The 16,388-nt window shown below is 58.9% G+C and carries 18 protein-coding genes; 12 read left to right on the forward strand and 6 right to left on the reverse strand.

What is annotated here, in order from left to right:
• Window positions 1-85 precede the first annotated feature (85 nt).
• Complete coding sequence (gene asr / locus AS136_RS27915) at window positions 86-505, forward strand: acid resistance repetitive basic protein Asr (protein ID WP_043875352.1); 420 nt, start codon at window positions 86-88, stop codon at window positions 503-505.
• A 68-nt stretch (window positions 506-573) separates the two neighbouring features.
• On the forward strand, window positions 574-657 hold the full coding sequence (gene ydgU / locus AS136_RS29370; RefSeq protein ID WP_049245797.1) for a small membrane protein YdgU: 84 nt from the start codon (window positions 574-576) through the stop codon (window positions 655-657).
• Window positions 658-678: 21 nt separating this feature from the next.
• Here ydgU and AS136_RS28490 read toward each other — a convergent pair whose 3' ends face one another.
• Window positions 679-816: a hypothetical protein gene (locus tag AS136_RS28490; protein ID WP_153690771.1), complete on the reverse strand. Its 138-nt coding sequence runs from the start codon at window positions 814-816 to the stop codon at window positions 679-681.
• A gap of 626 nt (window positions 817-1,442) precedes the next feature.
• On the opposite strand from AS136_RS28490, the gene AS136_RS16885 reads away from it, so the two are divergent.
• Complete coding sequence (locus AS136_RS16885) at window positions 1,443-2,255, forward strand: trypsin-like serine peptidase (protein WP_012968314.1); 813 nt, start codon at window positions 1,443-1,445, stop codon at window positions 2,253-2,255.
• Here AS136_RS16885 and AS136_RS16890 read toward each other — a convergent pair whose 3' ends face one another.
• The 3 genes from AS136_RS16890 to kpnE form a co-directional block, all read right to left on the reverse strand.
• Window positions 2,256-4,412: a putative bifunctional diguanylate cyclase/phosphodiesterase gene (locus AS136_RS16890; protein WP_063266872.1), complete on the reverse strand. Its 2,157-nt coding sequence runs from the start codon at window positions 4,410-4,412 to the stop codon at window positions 2,256-2,258.
• Between the two features lie 107 nt (window positions 4,413-4,519).
• Window positions 4,520-4,849 (reverse strand): multidrug efflux SMR transporter subunit KpnF, encoded by a 330-nt coding sequence (kpnF, locus tag AS136_RS16895; protein ID WP_008805028.1) that lies wholly within the window; start codon window positions 4,847-4,849, stop codon window positions 4,520-4,522.
• Window positions 4,836-5,198, reverse strand: coding sequence for a multidrug efflux SMR transporter subunit KpnE (gene kpnE, locus AS136_RS16900; RefSeq protein ID WP_008805029.1), 363 nt, complete (start codon window positions 5,196-5,198; stop codon window positions 4,836-4,838). Before kpnE ends, kpnF begins: the two co-directional genes overlap by 14 nt.
• 441 nt (window positions 5,199-5,639) lie before the next feature.
• Between kpnE and AS136_RS16905 the strand changes: the two genes are divergently transcribed.
• The 9 genes from AS136_RS16905 to mdcH all read left to right on the forward strand — a co-directional run bounded on the left by AS136_RS16905 (window position 5,640) and on the right by mdcH (window position 13,959).
• On the forward strand, window positions 5,640-6,674 hold the full coding sequence (locus AS136_RS16905; protein ID WP_008805030.1) for an AI-2E family transporter: 1,035 nt from the start codon (window positions 5,640-5,642) through the stop codon (window positions 6,672-6,674).
• 225 nt (window positions 6,675-6,899) lie between these two features.
• A complete protein-coding gene (gene mdcA, locus AS136_RS16910) occupies window positions 6,900-8,555 on the forward strand; it encodes a malonate decarboxylase subunit alpha (protein ID WP_039103323.1) in 1,656 nt (551 codons plus the stop codon).
• Entirely contained in the window at window positions 8,555-9,397 is an 843-nt protein-coding gene (locus AS136_RS16915; RefSeq protein WP_023297547.1) for a triphosphoribosyl-dephospho-CoA synthase, read from the forward strand. The genes mdcA and AS136_RS16915 overlap by 1 nt, the downstream gene beginning before the upstream one ends.
• 17 nt (window positions 9,398-9,414) lie before the next feature.
• Entirely contained in the window at window positions 9,415-9,714 is a 300-nt protein-coding gene (gene mdcC, locus AS136_RS16920) for a malonate decarboxylase acyl carrier protein (RefSeq protein WP_012541865.1), read from the forward strand.
• Window positions 9,707-10,540 (forward strand): biotin-independent malonate decarboxylase subunit beta, encoded by an 834-nt coding sequence (locus tag AS136_RS16925; RefSeq protein WP_012541866.1) that lies wholly within the window; start codon window positions 9,707-9,709, stop codon window positions 10,538-10,540. The genes mdcC and AS136_RS16925 overlap by 8 nt, the downstream gene beginning before the upstream one ends.
• Window positions 10,540-11,340, forward strand: coding sequence for a biotin-independent malonate decarboxylase subunit gamma (gene mdcE, locus AS136_RS16930; protein ID WP_063266873.1), 801 nt, complete (start codon window positions 10,540-10,542; stop codon window positions 11,338-11,340). The genes AS136_RS16925 and mdcE overlap by 1 nt, the downstream gene beginning before the upstream one ends.
• A gap of 136 nt (window positions 11,341-11,476) precedes the next feature.
• Window positions 11,477-12,436 (forward strand): AEC family transporter, encoded by a 960-nt coding sequence (locus AS136_RS16935; RefSeq protein WP_023322543.1) that lies wholly within the window; start codon window positions 11,477-11,479, stop codon window positions 12,434-12,436.
• A 3-nt stretch (window positions 12,437-12,439) separates the two neighbouring features.
• Window positions 12,440-13,057: a malonate decarboxylase holo-ACP synthase gene (locus AS136_RS16940; RefSeq protein WP_008805037.1), complete on the forward strand. Its 618-nt coding sequence runs from the start codon at window positions 12,440-12,442 to the stop codon at window positions 13,055-13,057.
• On the forward strand, window positions 13,057-13,959 hold the full coding sequence (gene mdcH, locus AS136_RS16945; RefSeq protein ID WP_016160952.1) for a malonate decarboxylase subunit epsilon: 903 nt from the start codon (window positions 13,057-13,059) through the stop codon (window positions 13,957-13,959). Before AS136_RS16940 ends, mdcH begins: the two co-directional genes overlap by 1 nt.
• Here the strand turns inward: mdcH and AS136_RS16950 are convergent.
• Window positions 13,949-14,875, reverse strand: a complete 927-nt coding sequence (locus tag AS136_RS16950; RefSeq protein WP_012968321.1) for a LysR family transcriptional regulator — start codon at window positions 14,873-14,875, stop codon at window positions 13,949-13,951. The genes mdcH and AS136_RS16950 overlap by 11 nt on opposite strands.
• A 170-nt stretch (window positions 14,876-15,045) precedes the next feature.
• Window positions 15,046-16,230 (reverse strand): multidrug effflux MFS transporter, encoded by a 1,185-nt coding sequence (locus AS136_RS16955; RefSeq protein WP_040968473.1) that lies wholly within the window; start codon window positions 16,228-16,230, stop codon window positions 15,046-15,048.
• Window positions 16,231-16,388: the final 158 nt, after the last annotated feature.

The raw sequence follows: 16,388 nt of genomic DNA on the forward strand, positions 1-16,388 counted from the left end.
GGAAAGCTCGAAAAGACAAGCATATAGTGATTTCACCGGCCCCGCAGTGGGGTTGAAATTAAGAAAACTTTTCGAGGATATCAGAATGAAAAAAGTATTAGCTCTGGTCGTTGCCGCTGCTATGGGTCTCTCTTCCGCCGCTTTCGCTGCTGACGCAGTAAGCACCACTCAGGCACCGGCTGCTACCCACAGCACTGCTGCCAAGACCACCCATCACAAAAAACACCACAAAGCCGCGGCAAAACCAGCTGCAGAGCAGAAAGCTCAGGCTGCCAAAAAACACAAAAAAGCAGAAGCTAAACCAGCCGCTGCCCAGAAAGCCCAGGCCGCTAAAAAACACAAAAAAGTAGAAGCTAAACCCGCTGCTCCGCAGAAAGCTCAGGCGGCTAAAAAGCACCACAAAGCTGCGGCTAAACCGGTAGCACAGAAAGCGCAGGCTGCAAAAAAACACCACAAAACCACTAAACACCAGGCCGCTAAACCTGCTGCACAGCCGGCAGCATAATTCCTCCCGGTGAACTAACCTTCTTAATAATCGGCGCTGTTTCAGCGCCGTTTTTTCTGGAGAGCACTATGCTGCGGCGCTATCGTTTCGAGCTCATCCTGATCCTGTTAATCATTTGCGCAGTGGTTGCTACCCGCTTTTTCCTCTATTAATCATTTCCGCCACGCTCTCATTTACTGCTTCTGCTGGCTTTGCAGAATAATAAATACCGTACGGCGATCGCTGACGACACCTTCCCGCGTCTCATTACCCTGAAATTCCTGCGGCACAAAAAATGCCCGGCGTCCGAAGACGCCAGACACTGTAGTCATAAACTAGCGCGCGCCGGCCACCTCGTGGTGACCAGACGCTTCACAGTACGCGCACCGCTTCCATCACCAGATAACCGGTCGCGCCCCAGATAGCAACTGAGACCAGGGAAACATAAACCAGTGCGCGAATACCTTTTTTAGACATATACCCTCCCAACGTCGGGGAAATAGAATTCAGGCTATCATCGCCGGTATTACCTCTCTATTTACTCAACGGCGGAGTGACGGTAACAACGTTTTCGGTGAGAAAATGTTTCGCATTGAAAATAATTACGAGAGGCGTAAAGAAGTGCGAATTCTGGTGAAGTTTTGGCGGGCAAGCGCATTATTTTTCAGCGAATCGCTGGCAAACCAGGAATAATCTTAATGTCCGGTTGGTGAATTATTCGCCGGGTTCAGTACGTTCTGATACACGAATTTTGTTGCGTCGGACGTCGCTTTCTGCGGAAATAGCAACAGCGTTCAGCTGGTATTAACCGCTTGAAATCAGACGGTTTTGCCAGCGGCAGCGTCAGCCCGTCTCGCCTGATGGCAACGGTTTGGCCTGCTTAGAATTATTGTTTACTTTCAAAAACTTAAATCTCCTGCTACTGTCAATAGACATCATAGCCTCCCCAGAGAGTGATATGCGTAGAGACGTTCTGTTATTGCTGTGTTCATTTTATCTGTTACCTCTGGGCGCACATGCCGATGATAGCGGACTGAGCGCCAAAGATATTAAGACGCTGTTTTTCGGCCATGATGACCGAAAAGCGGTGAGCCACCCCGAGGAAAGCCCGTGGGATGCGATCGGCCAACTGGAAACCGCCAGCGGCAATCTGTGCACAGCGACGCTTATCTCCCCTCACCTGGCGCTGACCGCTGGCCACTGTCTGTTGACGCCTCCGCGCGGCAAACCGGACAAAGCGGTTGCTCTGCGCTTTATTTCGCGCAAGGGCGGCTGGGTATATGAAATTCACGGCATTGAAGGGCGAGTGGATCCGGCCTTAGGTAAGCGCCTGAAGGCCGATGGCGATGGCTGGATCGTGCCCTCCGCCGCGGCGCCGTCAGATTTTGGCCTGATCGTACTGCGCTATGCTCCCTCGGGCATCACGCCGATCCCACTCTTCCCGGGTAGCAAGGCCGATCTCACCGCTGCGCTGAAGGCAGCGGACCGTAAAGTGACCCAATCGGGATATCCGGAGGATCATCTGGATAATCTGTACAGCCATCAGGATTGCATCGTGACCGGCTGGGCGCAAAACAGCGTGCTGTCGCATCAGTGCGATACGCTGCCTGGTGACAGCGGGTCGCCGTTGCTGTTGAAAACGGAGGACGGCTGGCAAGTGATCGCCGTGCAAAGCTCCGCTCCCGGTCCGCAGGATCGCTGGCGGGCTGACAACCGCGCCATTTCGGTTACCGGCTTTCGCGATAAGCTGGAAGCACTGGCCGGAGAGTAATCACCCCTGCGACTGACGCCGCTGCAGCAGATCGGCGATCGGCATCGGTTTACTGAAATAGTACCCCTGAAGCCGGTCGCAGCCGGCCCGCCGCAGCAGCGTCAGCTGCTGCAGATCCTCAACCCCCTCCGCCACGACCGTCATCCCCAGCGCGCGGGCAATGCGCACCGTCCCGCGCACCATCTCCGCCGCCTGTTCATCGCTGTCCACCCGCCCGGCGAGAGATTTGTCGATCTTCAGGCTATCAAAGCGAAAGCGGCGTAAATAGCCAATACTTGAGTAGCCAGTGCCAAAATCGTCCAGCGCCACGGCAATACCCTGGGCCTTCAGATTCTCCACCACCGCCTGCGAACGTTCCGGATTTTCCAGCACATAGCTCTCCGTCACCTCCACCTGCAGGCGCGACGGCGGAAAGCGGCAGGCCGCGACGGTCTTCATCACCCGGTTTTCAAAAGCCGGGTCGCGAAATTGCGCTGGCGAGATGTTCACCGACAAAAGGAGATCGTCAACCGGCTGCAGGTCGCTGCAGGCGCGTTGCAGAACGAACTGCCCGAGGGCATCAATCAGGCCGCTGCTCTCGGCGATGGCAATAAACGCATCCGGCGCCAGCGCCCCCTGCGGGCGTCGCGGCCAGCGCAGTAGCGCCTCCACGCCGGTCATCGCCAGGGTATCGGCATCGACCACCGGCTGATACCAGACCTCAAATTCATCCTGCTCCAGCCCCTGGCGGATGCCGTTCTCAATCATCAGTTGATGACGCCGCACAGCATCCAGCGCATCGTCATACCAGGCCGTCCGCCCCTTCCCGCTCTTCTTGGCGTGGTACATGGCGATGTCGGCCCGGCGAAACAGCTCGGTACTGGAACATTCCGCCGGGGCGCCGCTGGCGATGCCAATGCTGGCGCCGATATAAATTTTGCGTTTGCTGAGCGTCACTGGCGCTTTCAGCAGCTCCAGCGCTGCCCAGGCGAACGCCGCCGCCCGGTCAATCGCCTTTGCGCCGCTCACCGCCATGGCGAACTCATCCCCGCCCATCCGCGCCAGCATGGCCCCCGTCGGTACCCGCGTCTGTAGGGCGCTGGCGATATGGCGGATCAGGGCGTCGCCGACATCATGACCATAGTTATCATTGACGTCCTTAAAACCATCCAGATCGATAAACACCACGCACTGAATATCGTGTTTCCCCGTCTCGCATACCTGGCTTAACCGCAGCAGAAGCGCTCGCCGGTTAGGCAGACGGCTCAGCCAGTCAATCATGGCTATCTCCCGCGCCTGACGCTCCCCGCGCGCCAGCTTATACATGCCCAAACTGCTAAAAAGGATAAACAGCAGGATCAGGCTGGCCGCCACCCCGGCGATCAGTCCCATGCTGCCTGACGAGGCCTGCGCCGCTTCAGCGCCAGGCAGGCGCGGCTGCCAGGCCAGGTATCCCAGCACCTCATCCGCCTGCGTTCGCAGCGGAATACGGTAGGCGCCAGGACCCTCGGCGAGATGCAGATGACGAATCTGAAAGGTGTCACCCAGGCGCTCCAGCAGTTGGGGGTTGATATGCCGGGTTATCACCAGATAGCGCCGCGTCGCATCAAATACCTGAAGCCGACCTGTCGTTGGGCGTATCAGGCCGATGCCGACAAAGGCGATCCCGGCCTCCGTGCGCGTGATACCGGCAAAGGCGTTTTTTCCCTCACGCAATGCTTGCGCATGAGTGTGGATCAGACTGGTCAGGCCAGCCCCAAGAAATGAGAGGTCAGTCCGGGGCAGCACCTGGCTCTGAAAGGCGCCCCACAGGATACGATAATGTTCATCGAGGACAAAGGTGCCATCGTACAGGTTATTGATTTTGAAGCCTGATCCCCAGGAATCGTACAGCCATTTCTGATCGAGTGACGGGGCGTAGGTCTGCGTTACCGCGTCATCCCAGATGGCATTGTCCAGCACCAGCGACAGCACCCGATTGACCGAGGTCTGTACCGCCCCTTCCACCGACAGCACCGAACGCTGCTGATCGATTTCATTAGATTTGCTGGCAATCAGGTGTTGTGAGAGATACAGCAGAGAAATGACCGACGCAGTGAGTCCAAGGCCGGCGAGGAATATCATTATTGACAACGTCCTGGCGGAAGGAATTTTCCGCCAGCCGAAAGCAGTGAACATGCGCAGTCCTCATCGTCACCAGGCACACTATCAGCGAGGGGCTGATCTTGAGTTAAGCATACTACAGAGGACCTGTTTTGCCGCCTGGCTTTGCAGGCGGCGAGACGTCAGGCGAGTTTAATTAACACCATGCCGGCCACCAGCAGGATGAGCCCCGCCCAGCCTTTGTTATTCAGGCGCTGACCAAACAGCACCCAGCCGGCAGCGATGGTCGCCGCGATACCGAAGCCGCCCCACAGCGCATAGGCGACCGAGAGATCGATCCCTTTAACCGCCTGCGACAGGGCGCTGAACGCGCCCAGCACCGCCGCCAGGGACAGGATGCCGTAGACTTTGCGGCGGAAGCCATCGGAAAACTTCAAAAAGACGTTGGCAATGATTTCAAGCACGATGGCGACGGCCAGCCACGCGGCGTGGATCCACTCAAACTGCTGCATGGGCCACCTCCTGCTTTGACGACGCTTTTTTCTGGGTGCCGGACTTAATTAAGACGATCCCCACCACCAGGGTGGTCAGGCCGGCGATCTTCAGCGGCGACAGGCTTTCATCAAACAACAGCACGCTAAACACGGTAATCAGCAAAATGCCGATCCCTTCCCATAGCGCGTAGGCCACACCCAGGGCAATTTTTTTAACCGCAAAGGCAAGAAAAATATATGACAGAGCAATCATGGCCAGCATTAAAATAAAACCGGTATGACCACCGCTCACGCTCGCCCATTTCATCGACAAGGTGCCGGTAATTTCAGCAACAATAGCTAAAGCTAATAAAATCCAATAAAACATGATCCCTTCTCCTGCTTGAGAATATAATCCATTACCGTTTACGCGAGGCGTAAACAGGAAAATTTCTGACGTAGATTTCGCTGTGCGCTTGGCGCCAGCTCAGGCAGAGAGAAGGTGACTATAGCGCCGAATGCCAGTGCTGCTCGCCGGCAAAACGGGAAAAAGAGAGAGAGACTGCGGGGTGGTTTAAAATATACATCCTGAACTGATTGTCCATAAAATTACAATTATCCGCGGTGTTGCTTCTCGTCCGTTGCGGATGAAAATTGTCCTCAGTAGTTATACACAGATAAATTTGTAGCATAGTGCTACATTTAATTCAAAGAATTTGCAATTCTTTACGCCGCCGTTTTGCTTCAATGCGTTTTTTCTGCAAAAAAACGTCATTATGCTAATGTAACGCAACCTGTTAATAGGCAAGGAAGATTGAGGTCGGGACCTATGGCTAAACCCATTATTACACTTAACGGATTAAAGATGGTCATCATGCTGGGCATGCTGGTGATCATCCTTACCGGCATTCGCTTTGCGGCGGACATTATTGTCCCCTTTATTCTCGCCCTCTTTCTGGCGGTGATCATTAATCCGCTGGTACAACTGCTGGTCCGCTGCCGGGTCCCGCGCGTGCTGGCGATCTCAATGCTGATTGGCCTCATCGTCATGCTGGCCATTGTGCTGCTGGCCTCGCTGGGGACCTCGCTTAACGAGCTGGCGCGCACCTTACCGCAGTATCGCAACTATCTCTACGAGCCGATGCAAACCATCGCCCCCTGGCTGCAGCGCATGGGGTTCACCGTCTCGGTGGTGGAGCTGAATAAATACATCGACCCTAACGCGGTGATGACGCTGGTCACCAGCCTGCTCACTCAGCTGTCGAACGCGATGTCCTCGATTTTTCTGCTGCTGCTGACGGTGGTATTTATGCTGCTGGAGGTCCCCCAGCTTCCCGCCAAGCTGCAACAGCTAATGTCCCGTCCGGTTGAAGGGATGGGCGCCATTCAGCGGGCCATCGACAGCGTGTCGCATTATCTGGTGCTGAAAACCGCGATTAGCCTGGTGACCGGCCTGGTGGTCTGGGGCATGCTAGTGCTGCTGGACGTGCGCTTCGCCTTCATGTGGGGACTGCTGGCCTTCGCGCTCAACTATATTCCCAATATTGGCTCCGTGCTGGCGGCCATCCCGCCGATCCTGCAGGTACTGGTGTTTGGCGGGCTGTACGAGGCGCTGGTGGTCCTGGCCGGCTACCTGATTGTCAACCTGGTGTTCGGCAACATTCTGGAGCCACGGGTGATGGGACGTGGCCTGGGGCTCTCCACGTTGGTGGTGTTTCTGTCCTTGATCTTCTGGGGCTGGCTATTGGGCCCGGTCGGCATGCTGCTGTCGGTGCCACTGACGATTATCGCCAAAATTGCCCTCGAGCAGACCAGCGGCGGTCAGAGTATTGCTTTCTTATTAAGTGATGTCAGCAAAGAATAACCCCTTCTCACGGCCGGCCGAGTGCCGGCCGGCTTCCTCACCTGCGCTCTTCCCGTAGACCACTACGCCTTTCGTATTATTGATCCCTATCACAAACGGTAAGACCCAATCGTTACTCTAAAGATAACAATTAGCCGCCGTGCTTAATTGATGCGCAGCGCCGCGCATCGCACACTAACTTCCACCAGGACAAACAAAACGATTTGTCGAATCAGGAGGTTAACAATGAATGCTGAACAAACGACGGCGCGGGTCTGGAACCGTCGCCGGACGGAAAAACAGCGGCGGCTGGCCGAAGCGAAGCTCGCCGGCAAAGTCATCCCCACTGACCAGCTGGTCAGCGTACTGGAAAATCTGCTCGCCCCGGGCGATCGGGTGGTGCTGGAAGGCAACAACCAGAAACAGGCTGATTTCCTCTCCCGCATGCTCGCCGAGGTCAATCCGCAAAAAATTCACGACCTGCATATGATTATGCCCAGCGTCGGGCGCAGCGAGCATCTGGACCTGTTTGAAAAAGGCATTGCCCGTAAACTGGATTTCTCTTTCTCCGGCACCCAGAGCCTGCGCATTTCGCAGCTGCTGGAAGATGGCCTGCTCGAAATCGGCGCCATCCACACCTATATCGAACTCTACTCCCGCCTGTACGTTGATCTGTCGCCAAACGTCGCGCTGATCGCGGGCTATAAAGCCGACCGCAAAGGCAACCTGTACACCGGGCCAAGTACTGAAGATACCCCGGCGCTGGTCGAAGCCGCCGCCTTCCACGATGGCATTGTGATAGCCCAGGTCAACGAACTGGTGGACGACGAATGCGATCTGCCGCGCGTCGATATTCCCGGCTCGTGGATTGATTACGTGGTGGTCGCCGACAAACCGTTCTTCATTGAACCGCTGTTCACCCGCGACCCGCGCCTGATTAAGCAAGAACACATTCTGATGGCGATGATGGCGATCAAAGGCATCTACGCGGAGCATCAGGTGCAGTCGCTTAACCACGGTATCGGCTTTAATACCGCTGCTATTGAACTGCTGCTGCCCACCTACGGCGAACAGCTCGGCCTGAAAGGCAAAATCTGTAAACACTGGACGCTGAATCCGCATCCGACCTTAATCCCGGCCATCGAGAGCGGCTGGGTGGAGAGCGTGCACTGTTTCGGCGGCGAACTGGGGATGGAAGAGTACATCCGCGCCCGCCCGGATATCTTCTTTACCGGCCCGGATGGCTCAATGCGCTCTAACCGCGCCTTCTGCCAGCTGGCAGGTCAGTACGCGGTAGATATGTTTATCGGTTCGACCCTGCAGGTTGATGGCCAGGCTAACTCCTCCACCGTCACCCGCGGTCGTCTTTCCGGCTTCGGCGGCGCGCCGAACATGGGCCACGACCCGCACGGTCGCCGCCACGCCACCCCGGCCTGGCTCAATATGATCACTGAACCAGACCCGATGCAGCGCGGGAAAAAACTGGTGGTGCAGATGGTCGAAACCTTCCAGGCCGGCGTGAAACCGACCTTCGTTGAAACCCTCGACGCGGTCGACGTCGCCAAAACCTCCGGCATGCCGCTGGCGCCGGTGATGATTTATGGCGATGACGTGACTCACGTGCTGACCGAAGAAGGTATCGCTTACCTGTACCGCGCGGAGAGCCTTGAAGAGCGCCGGGCGATGGTCGCCGCGGTGGCCGGGATCACTGATATTGGCCTCGGGGTGGACGCCAAACGCGTCGCCGCCCTGCGCCAGAGCGGCAAAGTGGTCTACCCGGAAGATATCGGCATTCGCCGCAGCGATGCCACCCGCTCGCTGCTGGCGGCCGGCAGCGTCGCCGACCTGGTGGAGTGGTCCGACGGACTGTACAACCCACCGGCAAAATTCCGGAGCTGGTAATGAAAAATCTCTCCCCCCTGCTCGCAGAAAGCCGCGTCAGCTGGCTGGCGCATACCGCCAGCGCGTGTCTGATTGACGAAGCCCGTCTGAGTCCGAAACCGGGTCTGGTCGATAGTCGCGGCAACGGCGCGCATCAGGATCTTAATCTGGACCTGATGGAACGCTCCGCCCGCAGTCTGCAGCCGACCTTTCACGCGCTGGCGCAGCAAAGCTGGCAGCGTCCGGCGGATATCGCCCTGCGCGAAACCGTCGGCCGCCTCGGTCGCGAAGGTGAAGCGCAGATGATGATGGCGACGGGTGGGGTTAACACCCACCGCGGCGCCATCTGGGCGCTGGGCCTGCTGGTCAGCGCGGTGGCGATGTTGGGTGGAGAGGGTCAATCACAAGCGATCGCCGCCGCCGCTGCCGCCCTTGCCCGCCTGCCTGATGGTTTCGCGCCGAAAAGCTTTAGTAAGGGTCTGCGCGCCAGCCGCCGCTGGCAGGTGCCGGGCGCACGCGAGGAAGCGCAGCGCGGATTTCCGCATGTTACCACCCTGGCGCTGCCGCAACTGCAGCAGAGCCGGGCGCGAGGCGCCAGCGAGCCGCAGGCGCGCCTTGATGCGCTGATGGCCATCATGACCTCGCTGAGCGATACCTGTGTGCTGTCGCGCGCCGGCATGAACGGCCTGCACGCTATGCAGCAAGGCGCTCGCGAGGTTCTGGCGGCGGGCGGTTGCGCCAGCGCCGCCGGTCGCGCCGCGCTGGCGCGCCTTGATGGGCAGATGCTGGCGCACAACGCCTCGCCGGGTGGCGCGGCCGATCTCCTTGCCGCCACCCTGTTTCTCGACCGGGTTTCCGGCTAACGCATTCAGAGGATGTTATGGAACAGATTACATTGTCATTTCCTGCCAACCGCGCCCTCAGCGGCAAAGCATTGGCAGGGGTCGTAGGTTCAGGCGATATGGAAGTGCTTTATACCGCCGCACAGAGCGCCACGCTCAACGTACAGATCACTACCTCCGTGGATAACAGCCAGGCGCGCTGGCAGGCGCTGTTCGACAGGCTGAACCTGATCAACGGTCTGCCCGCCGGGCAGTTGATTATCCACGACTTCGGCGCCACGCCGGGCGTCGCTCGTATTCGTATTGAACAAGTCTTTGAGGAGGCCGCTCATGCGTAACGATCGCAGCTTTATCGAACTGCGCGCTCGCGAACGCGCCCACGCCCTGCTGGACGACGGCAGCTACCGCGAACTGCTGGATCCGTTTGAAGGCATTATGTCGCCGTGGCTCGGCGCGCAGGGCATCGTCCCACAGTCCGACGACGGTATGGTGGTCGCCAAAGGCACGATCAACGGCCAACCTGCGGTGGTGATTGCCATCGAAGGCACCTTCCAGGGCGGCAGTATGGGCGAAGTCTCCGGCGCCAAAATGGCCGCCGCGCTGGAGCTGGCGGCGGAAGATAACCGCAACGGTATCCCGACCCAGGCGGTGCTGTGCCTCGAAACCGGCGGCGTACGTCTGCAGGAGGCCAACCTCGGTCTGGCCGCCATCGCCGATATTCATGCCGCGATTGTCGACCTGCGCCGCTACACCCCGGTGGTCGGCATTATTACCGGTACCGTCGGCTGCTTCGGCGGCATGTCCATCGCCGCGGCGCTGTGCAGCTACCTTATCGTCACCCGTGAAGCCCGTCTCGGCCTCAACGGCCCGCAGGTTATCGAGCAGGAAGCCGGCATTGAAGAGTACGACTCCCGCAACCGGCCGTTTATCTGGAGCATGACCGGGGGTGAAATTCGCGCCGCCAGCGGGCTGGTCGACGCGCTGGTTAACGATGGCGTTAATGCCGTTAAAACCGCAATGAATGAGGCGATCGCCAAAGGCGTACCGGCCCAGCACCGTAGCGACAACTATGACGATTATCTGCGTCGCTTGAGCCAGTTCGATACCCGCCAGCAGGCGGATACCGCGCAGATTAAACAGCTTTTTGCCCGGGAGGATAAATAATGAGTCAGTTCCCAAACCGCGCCGCGCTGTGGCTGAATAAACTGGCGCCCGACGCGCCGCTGATGAGTGGTCTGTGCCCTTCGGTGCAGGTCGCAGATGGCCAGATTGATGGTGAAAGCGTCCGCTTTATCGCCGTGGTGCCAGACGCCAACAACCACTACCCGCGCGCCGCCGGCGGCGAAGTCGGCTTGCTGGAAGGCTGGACGCTGGCGAAAGTGGTCAATGAAACCATCGCCGCTGACGCCGACCAGCCTGTCAAACGGCCGATCGTCGCGGTAATTGATGTCCCGAGCCAGGCCTATGGCCGCCGCGAAGAAGCTTTCGGCATCCACCAGGCGCTGGCCGGGGCGGCAGGCGCCTATGCCAAAGCCCGTCTTGCCGGCCACCCGGTGATTGGCCTGATTGTCGGAAAAGCGATGTCCGGGGCGTTTCTGGCCCACGGCTACCAGGCCAACCGCCTGATCGCCTTTAACGATAGCGGCGTGCTGGTCCACGCGATGGGGAAAGAATCGGCGGCGCGCATTACGCTGCGTACCGTAGAGGCGCTGGAGAAACTGGCGGCGACGATCCCGCTGATGGCCTACGACGTCAGCAACTATGCGACGCTCGGCCTGCTCTCCGCCCTGCTCGATATCAGCCATCCGGATGCGCCAGACGAAGGCGATCTGTCGCTGGTCAGCCGTACCCTGCGCGACGCCATCGCTGACGCGCGCAAAGATACCTCGCTGAAGTGCCGCCTGGGCGCGGAAAACCGCCGTAGCTCACAACTGGTTCGCGATCGCATGCGCGCCAGCTGGTAAGACGTTCGTACGTAAGTAGTAGAAGAAAACCTGCCGGAAGCTGTCCCCCGGAGCGCGGAATACACGCTCCGGGAAGGGACGGCTTTTAGAAAAAATAACAATCGCGCCAGTACTCTATTTTATTTACAGGTGATTTATGACTTATGTGATTATTCATGCTCTTGCCCCGATTTTCGTCATTATGCTGCTGGGCTTCTGGGCCGGTAAGGCCGGGATGGTAGATAATAAAAATGTCTCCCTGCTCAATATCTTTGTAATGGATTTTGCCTTACCCGCCACGCTGTTTAGCGCCACGGTACAAACGCCGTGGGCCGGTATCGTCGCCCAGTCGCCGCTGGTGCTGGTGCTGACCGGCGCGATGTGGATCACCTATGCCGCGATCTACTTCCTCGCCACCAGCGTGTTCAAACGCACGCCGCAGGATGCCGCGGTGCTGACCCTCACCGTCGCCCTGCCAAACTATGCCGCGTTGGGTCTGCCGATCCTCGGCAGCGTGCTGGGTGAAGGCGCGTCAACCTCGCTGTCGGTGGCGGTCTCTATCGCCTGCGGCTCGGTACTGATGACCCCGTTCTGCCTGCTGATTCTGGAACGTGAAAAAGCCCGCGCCGCAGGTGAAAACAGCGGTTCTACGCTGGCGATGCTGCCGGTGCTGATGTGGCGTTCGGTGAAAAAACCGATCGTCTGGGGCCCGCTGCTTGGGGTGGTGCTTTCCGCTATCGGCATTAAAATGCCGGAAATGCTGCTGGCCTCCATCAAACCGCTGGGCCTGGCCGCCACCGCCGCCGCGCTGTTCCTCACCGGGGTGATCCTGTCGGCACGTAAACTGCAGCTCAATGCGCTGATCGCCACTTCCACCATCGTGAAACTGCTGGTGCAGCCGTTTATTGCCTGGGGTCTGGTGATGCTGCTGGGTCTGCACGGCTCTATCGCCATTATCGCGATCCTGATGATTGCCCTGGCCGCCGGCTTCTTCGGCGTGGTCTTCGGCAACCGCTTCGGCGTCCAGTCTCCTGATGCTGAAGCCGTGCTGCTGTTGAGCTCGGTTCTGTGTATCCTGTCGCTACCGCTGTTTATCTCTTTGACTTCAGGACTGTAAACCATGTCATCAACGCCGCGTCCCCACGATTTACTCTGGTTAAACCACGCCAGCGCCCTGGAAGCTATTGCCGAGCCGTGGGTGGCTCAGCAGTGGCGAGCCGCGCTGCCGGTGGTGGTGAGACGCGACGTTGATGACCAGGCCCGCATCCCGGTGGGGGTGCGGGGCATGAAGCGCGAGCAGCGCGCCGCCGGTTGGGTCCAGGCGCACAATATCGTGCGCTGCGTGACGCCGGAAATGCTGGTGGAGCGCGAGCGTCTGCTGGGCTCCCCTTTTGTTTCACAGCCGCCGGTTCAGGCGGCTATCGCCCTTACCTTACACCCCTGGTCCTGGCGCTGGGGCGTCACCGGCAGTACCGGCTATGCGCTGGCAACCGAGATCCCGGTGCTGCATGCGGCAAGCGATCTGGATCTGCTGATCCGCGCGCCGCAGCCGCTGGATCGCGAGGCGCTGCGCGAGTGGCAGGCCCGTGTGGCCCAACTGCCGTGCCGCGCCGATACCCAGGTAGAAACGCCCTACGGCGCCTTCGCCCTTAATGAGTGGCTGCGCGATGGCCGTGCGCTGCTGAAAACATCCCATGGCGCACGATTAACCGCGACGCCGTGGCACAGGGAGGAATGATGAAAATTTTGTTTACTTTTCCCGGTCAGGGCGGCCAGCGGCCAGCCATGCTGGCGGCCATCCCCGACCGCGAGAACATCTTCGCGCAGGCGCGCGCCGTGCTGGGGGATGAAGTCGCTACTCTCGATAGCGCCGACGCGCTAAAACACACCCGTGCGGTACAACTCTGTCTGCTGATCGCCGGGGTCGCCTGGGCGCGCGAGCTACAGCGCCAGGGCGTGGATCCGCAGATGGTCAGCGGCCTCTCTATTGGCGCGTTTCCGGCAGCGGTGATTGCCGGCGCGCTCGATTTCGCCAGCGCGTTGCGGCTGGTGGCGCTGCGCGGCGATTTAATGGAGCAGGCTTATCCCGAAGGTTACGGGCTGACGGCGATTATGGGGCTGACCCGCCCGCGGGTTGAGGCGCTGATGCAGGGCCACGAGGTTTATCTCGCCAACCTCAACGCCGAAACGCAGATCGTGATCGCCGGGCGCGATGAGGCGATGGCCGAGGTGGCGCAGCTGGCGCTGCGGGCTGGCGCCAGTAAAGCCCAGCGGCTGGCGGTCAGCGTGCCCTCGCACTGCGCACTGCTGGATAAACCCGCCGCAGCGCTGGCAAAAGCCTTTGCCGACGTCACCTTAACGCGCCCTCAGCGCGCCTATTTAAGCGGCTCGACGGCGCGCGTGCTGTGGGATCCGCAGCGGATCGCTGACGATCTGGCGATGAACATGGCGCGCACCGTGCACTGGCAGGAGGCGATGATCGCCGCCGATGAACGCGACGCGAGGCTGGCAATCGAGATGCCGCCCGGCGGGGTGCTCACCTGCCTGACCCGCCAGGCGGGCTGGCGCGGCGAGACCATTTCGCTGGAGCGCAGCGGCGTAGACGTCGCCCGCCATCTGGCGCAGCGGCTTAGCGATTAATACTGCGGGCGTACATCCGCCCTTCCGCCGCCAGCGCCAGCAGGTCGGCATCGCGCTCGCGATGGTGCGAATAGACGATAGAGATCAGCTGGCGCATCTGATAGGGTTCCGCCAGCTTTAACAGCTGCACATCGTTTTCATAAACTTTCTTCATGCGTCCCGGCAGCAGCGCGAAGCCGACGCCCGCCTGCACCAGACTTATCATCGAAAAGATATCATTCACCCGGGTCACAATTTCCGGCTCAAAACCGGCCACCTGAAAGGCCTCCTGAAACCCGGCATAAGTCGCAAACCCTTCCGCCAGCGAAACAAACTTACGATCGGCATAATCGCGCAGGTCAGCGAGCTCTGTGGTATTCAGCTGTTCCGTCGCCGGCGCGGCGAGGAAGATATCATCTTCAAACAGCGGCACCACGTCGAAGGCCGAATGATTGTACTCGCCTTCATTGGTGGCGATTAAGATAGCATCCAGCGCATCGTCCTCCAGCATATCCAGCAGCATCTGGTTGGAGCCCATGGTCAGATCCAGCTCCAGCTCCGGGCGACGCAGCTTCATCCCCATAATGATGCGCGGAACGGTTTCCAGCGTCAGCGAATAGAGGGTACCGATGCGCAACCGCCCCTGACCGACGCCAGCGACTTTGCGCGTCGCCTCAAGACCACGGCTCATCAGACTCATCACATCCTGGCAGTATTCAAGCAGCGTCCACGCCGCCTGCAGCGGCAGCAGGTTGCGCCCTTTGTGGACAAACAGCGGGCAGCCGACCCCCTCTTCGAGCGTATGCAGCGCGCGGTGCACGCTAACGCTGCTGAGCTTCATGGCTTCGGCGGTTCTGGCGATATTGCCCTTCGCCATAAACATCATAAAGACCGATAGCTTGCGGAAGGTGATCTCCTGGTTGATATCGTCTTTCATAGCCCTTCCACACTCCTGGTTATCGTTTTTCTTCAGTAATTCAAGGCAGTATAACAATAACCCTCACGTCCGTTTTGACCGCAATCGCTAATTATCGTCAATATCCCCCGCGTAGTCGGTTCGCTTACTCGCCAGCCGGGAAATCGACTTGTCTCTATGAGCTCAATTCATTAATCGACGCGCCGATGGAGCCACGCCAAAAGCAGGCTGGCGAGCGTAAAAGCGGCCATGATCCACGCCATCGTCCACGGCGTACCGTCGTGGAGCCATGCCAGCAGTAGCGAAGAGATAATGCCGCTGCCATACTGCAGCGAGCCGATCAGCGCCGAAGCGGAACCGGCATATTCACCGGCCTCATCCAGCGCTGCAGCGGTTGAGGTGGCGGCAATCACCCCATTCATTGAGAAGAACAGGAAAATACTCACCACAATCAGCGCCACGCCGCCGATATGCAGACGCACGCCGGCTGCCAGCACGACGACGGCAATCGCCGATACCGCCAGCGCCGCCTTCAACAGCGAACCTAACGCATGGCGCTGCACCAGACGACGATTGACCACGCTCATCAGCATAACCCCAACGATATTGACCGCGAACAACCAGCCGTAGTGCTGCGGCGCAATGCCGTAATAGCGAATATAGACATCCGGCGAACCGGTGATAAAAGCGTAAGCCGCGACGTAAAAGAAAGTCAGACTGAGGGTATAACGCATAAACGTCCGGTTTTTTACCAACGCGGCGTAATTGCGAAACGCGCTAAGCGGCGATCCTTTCTGCCGACGCTCTGGCGGCAGAGTTTCCGGCAGCCAGCACAAGGCGATAAACATCAGAGCGCCAATCACCACCAGCAGCCAGAAAATAGTGTGCCAGCTGGTGAATTTAATCATCTGCCCGCCGATCAGCGGCCCGGCAATCGGCGCAATCGCCATCACGATAGTCAGCGTCGAGAGCATCTGCGCGGCGCGGGTACGAGCAAACAGATCGCGAACCATCGCCCGCGCCAGCATCGGCCCAGTGCAGGCGCCAAGCGCCTGAAACACGCGCCAGAAGACAATCTGATCGATGGTGGTCGACAGCGCGCAGCCGGCGGAGCCGATAATAAATAGCACCATGCCGATGAACAGCGGCGTGCGACGCCCCAGCCGGTCACTTATTGGCCCCCACACCAGCTGCGCCAGCGCAAAGCCAATCAGAAATCCGGTGATCGTCAGTTCGGCATCACCGTGCAGTTGCGCGGCCATCATCGGCATGGCCGGCAGATAGATATCGGTGGAGAGCGAAGTAAAGGCCATCAGGCCGCTTAAAATCAAAATAAAAAGCGCCCCGCTGGTGGCGCGCTGATGCGATGAAGTCATTATGGTATCCGTTAAGGAGAGGAAAGCGGTGAAGTGACTGGCTATTTTAGCCGTTTCGGGGTAACGGATAATCCCCGGAAATCATAACAGGGTGATGAGCATCATTCATAAATAGCGGCAGGGAAATGTGGATGTAAAAAAGGGAAGACCGTGGTCTT

Source organism: Klebsiella sp. D5A (assembly GCF_001620885.1).
In the GTDB taxonomy this organism is placed as follows: Bacteria; Pseudomonadota; Gammaproteobacteria; order Enterobacterales; family Enterobacteriaceae; genus Klebsiella; species Klebsiella variicola.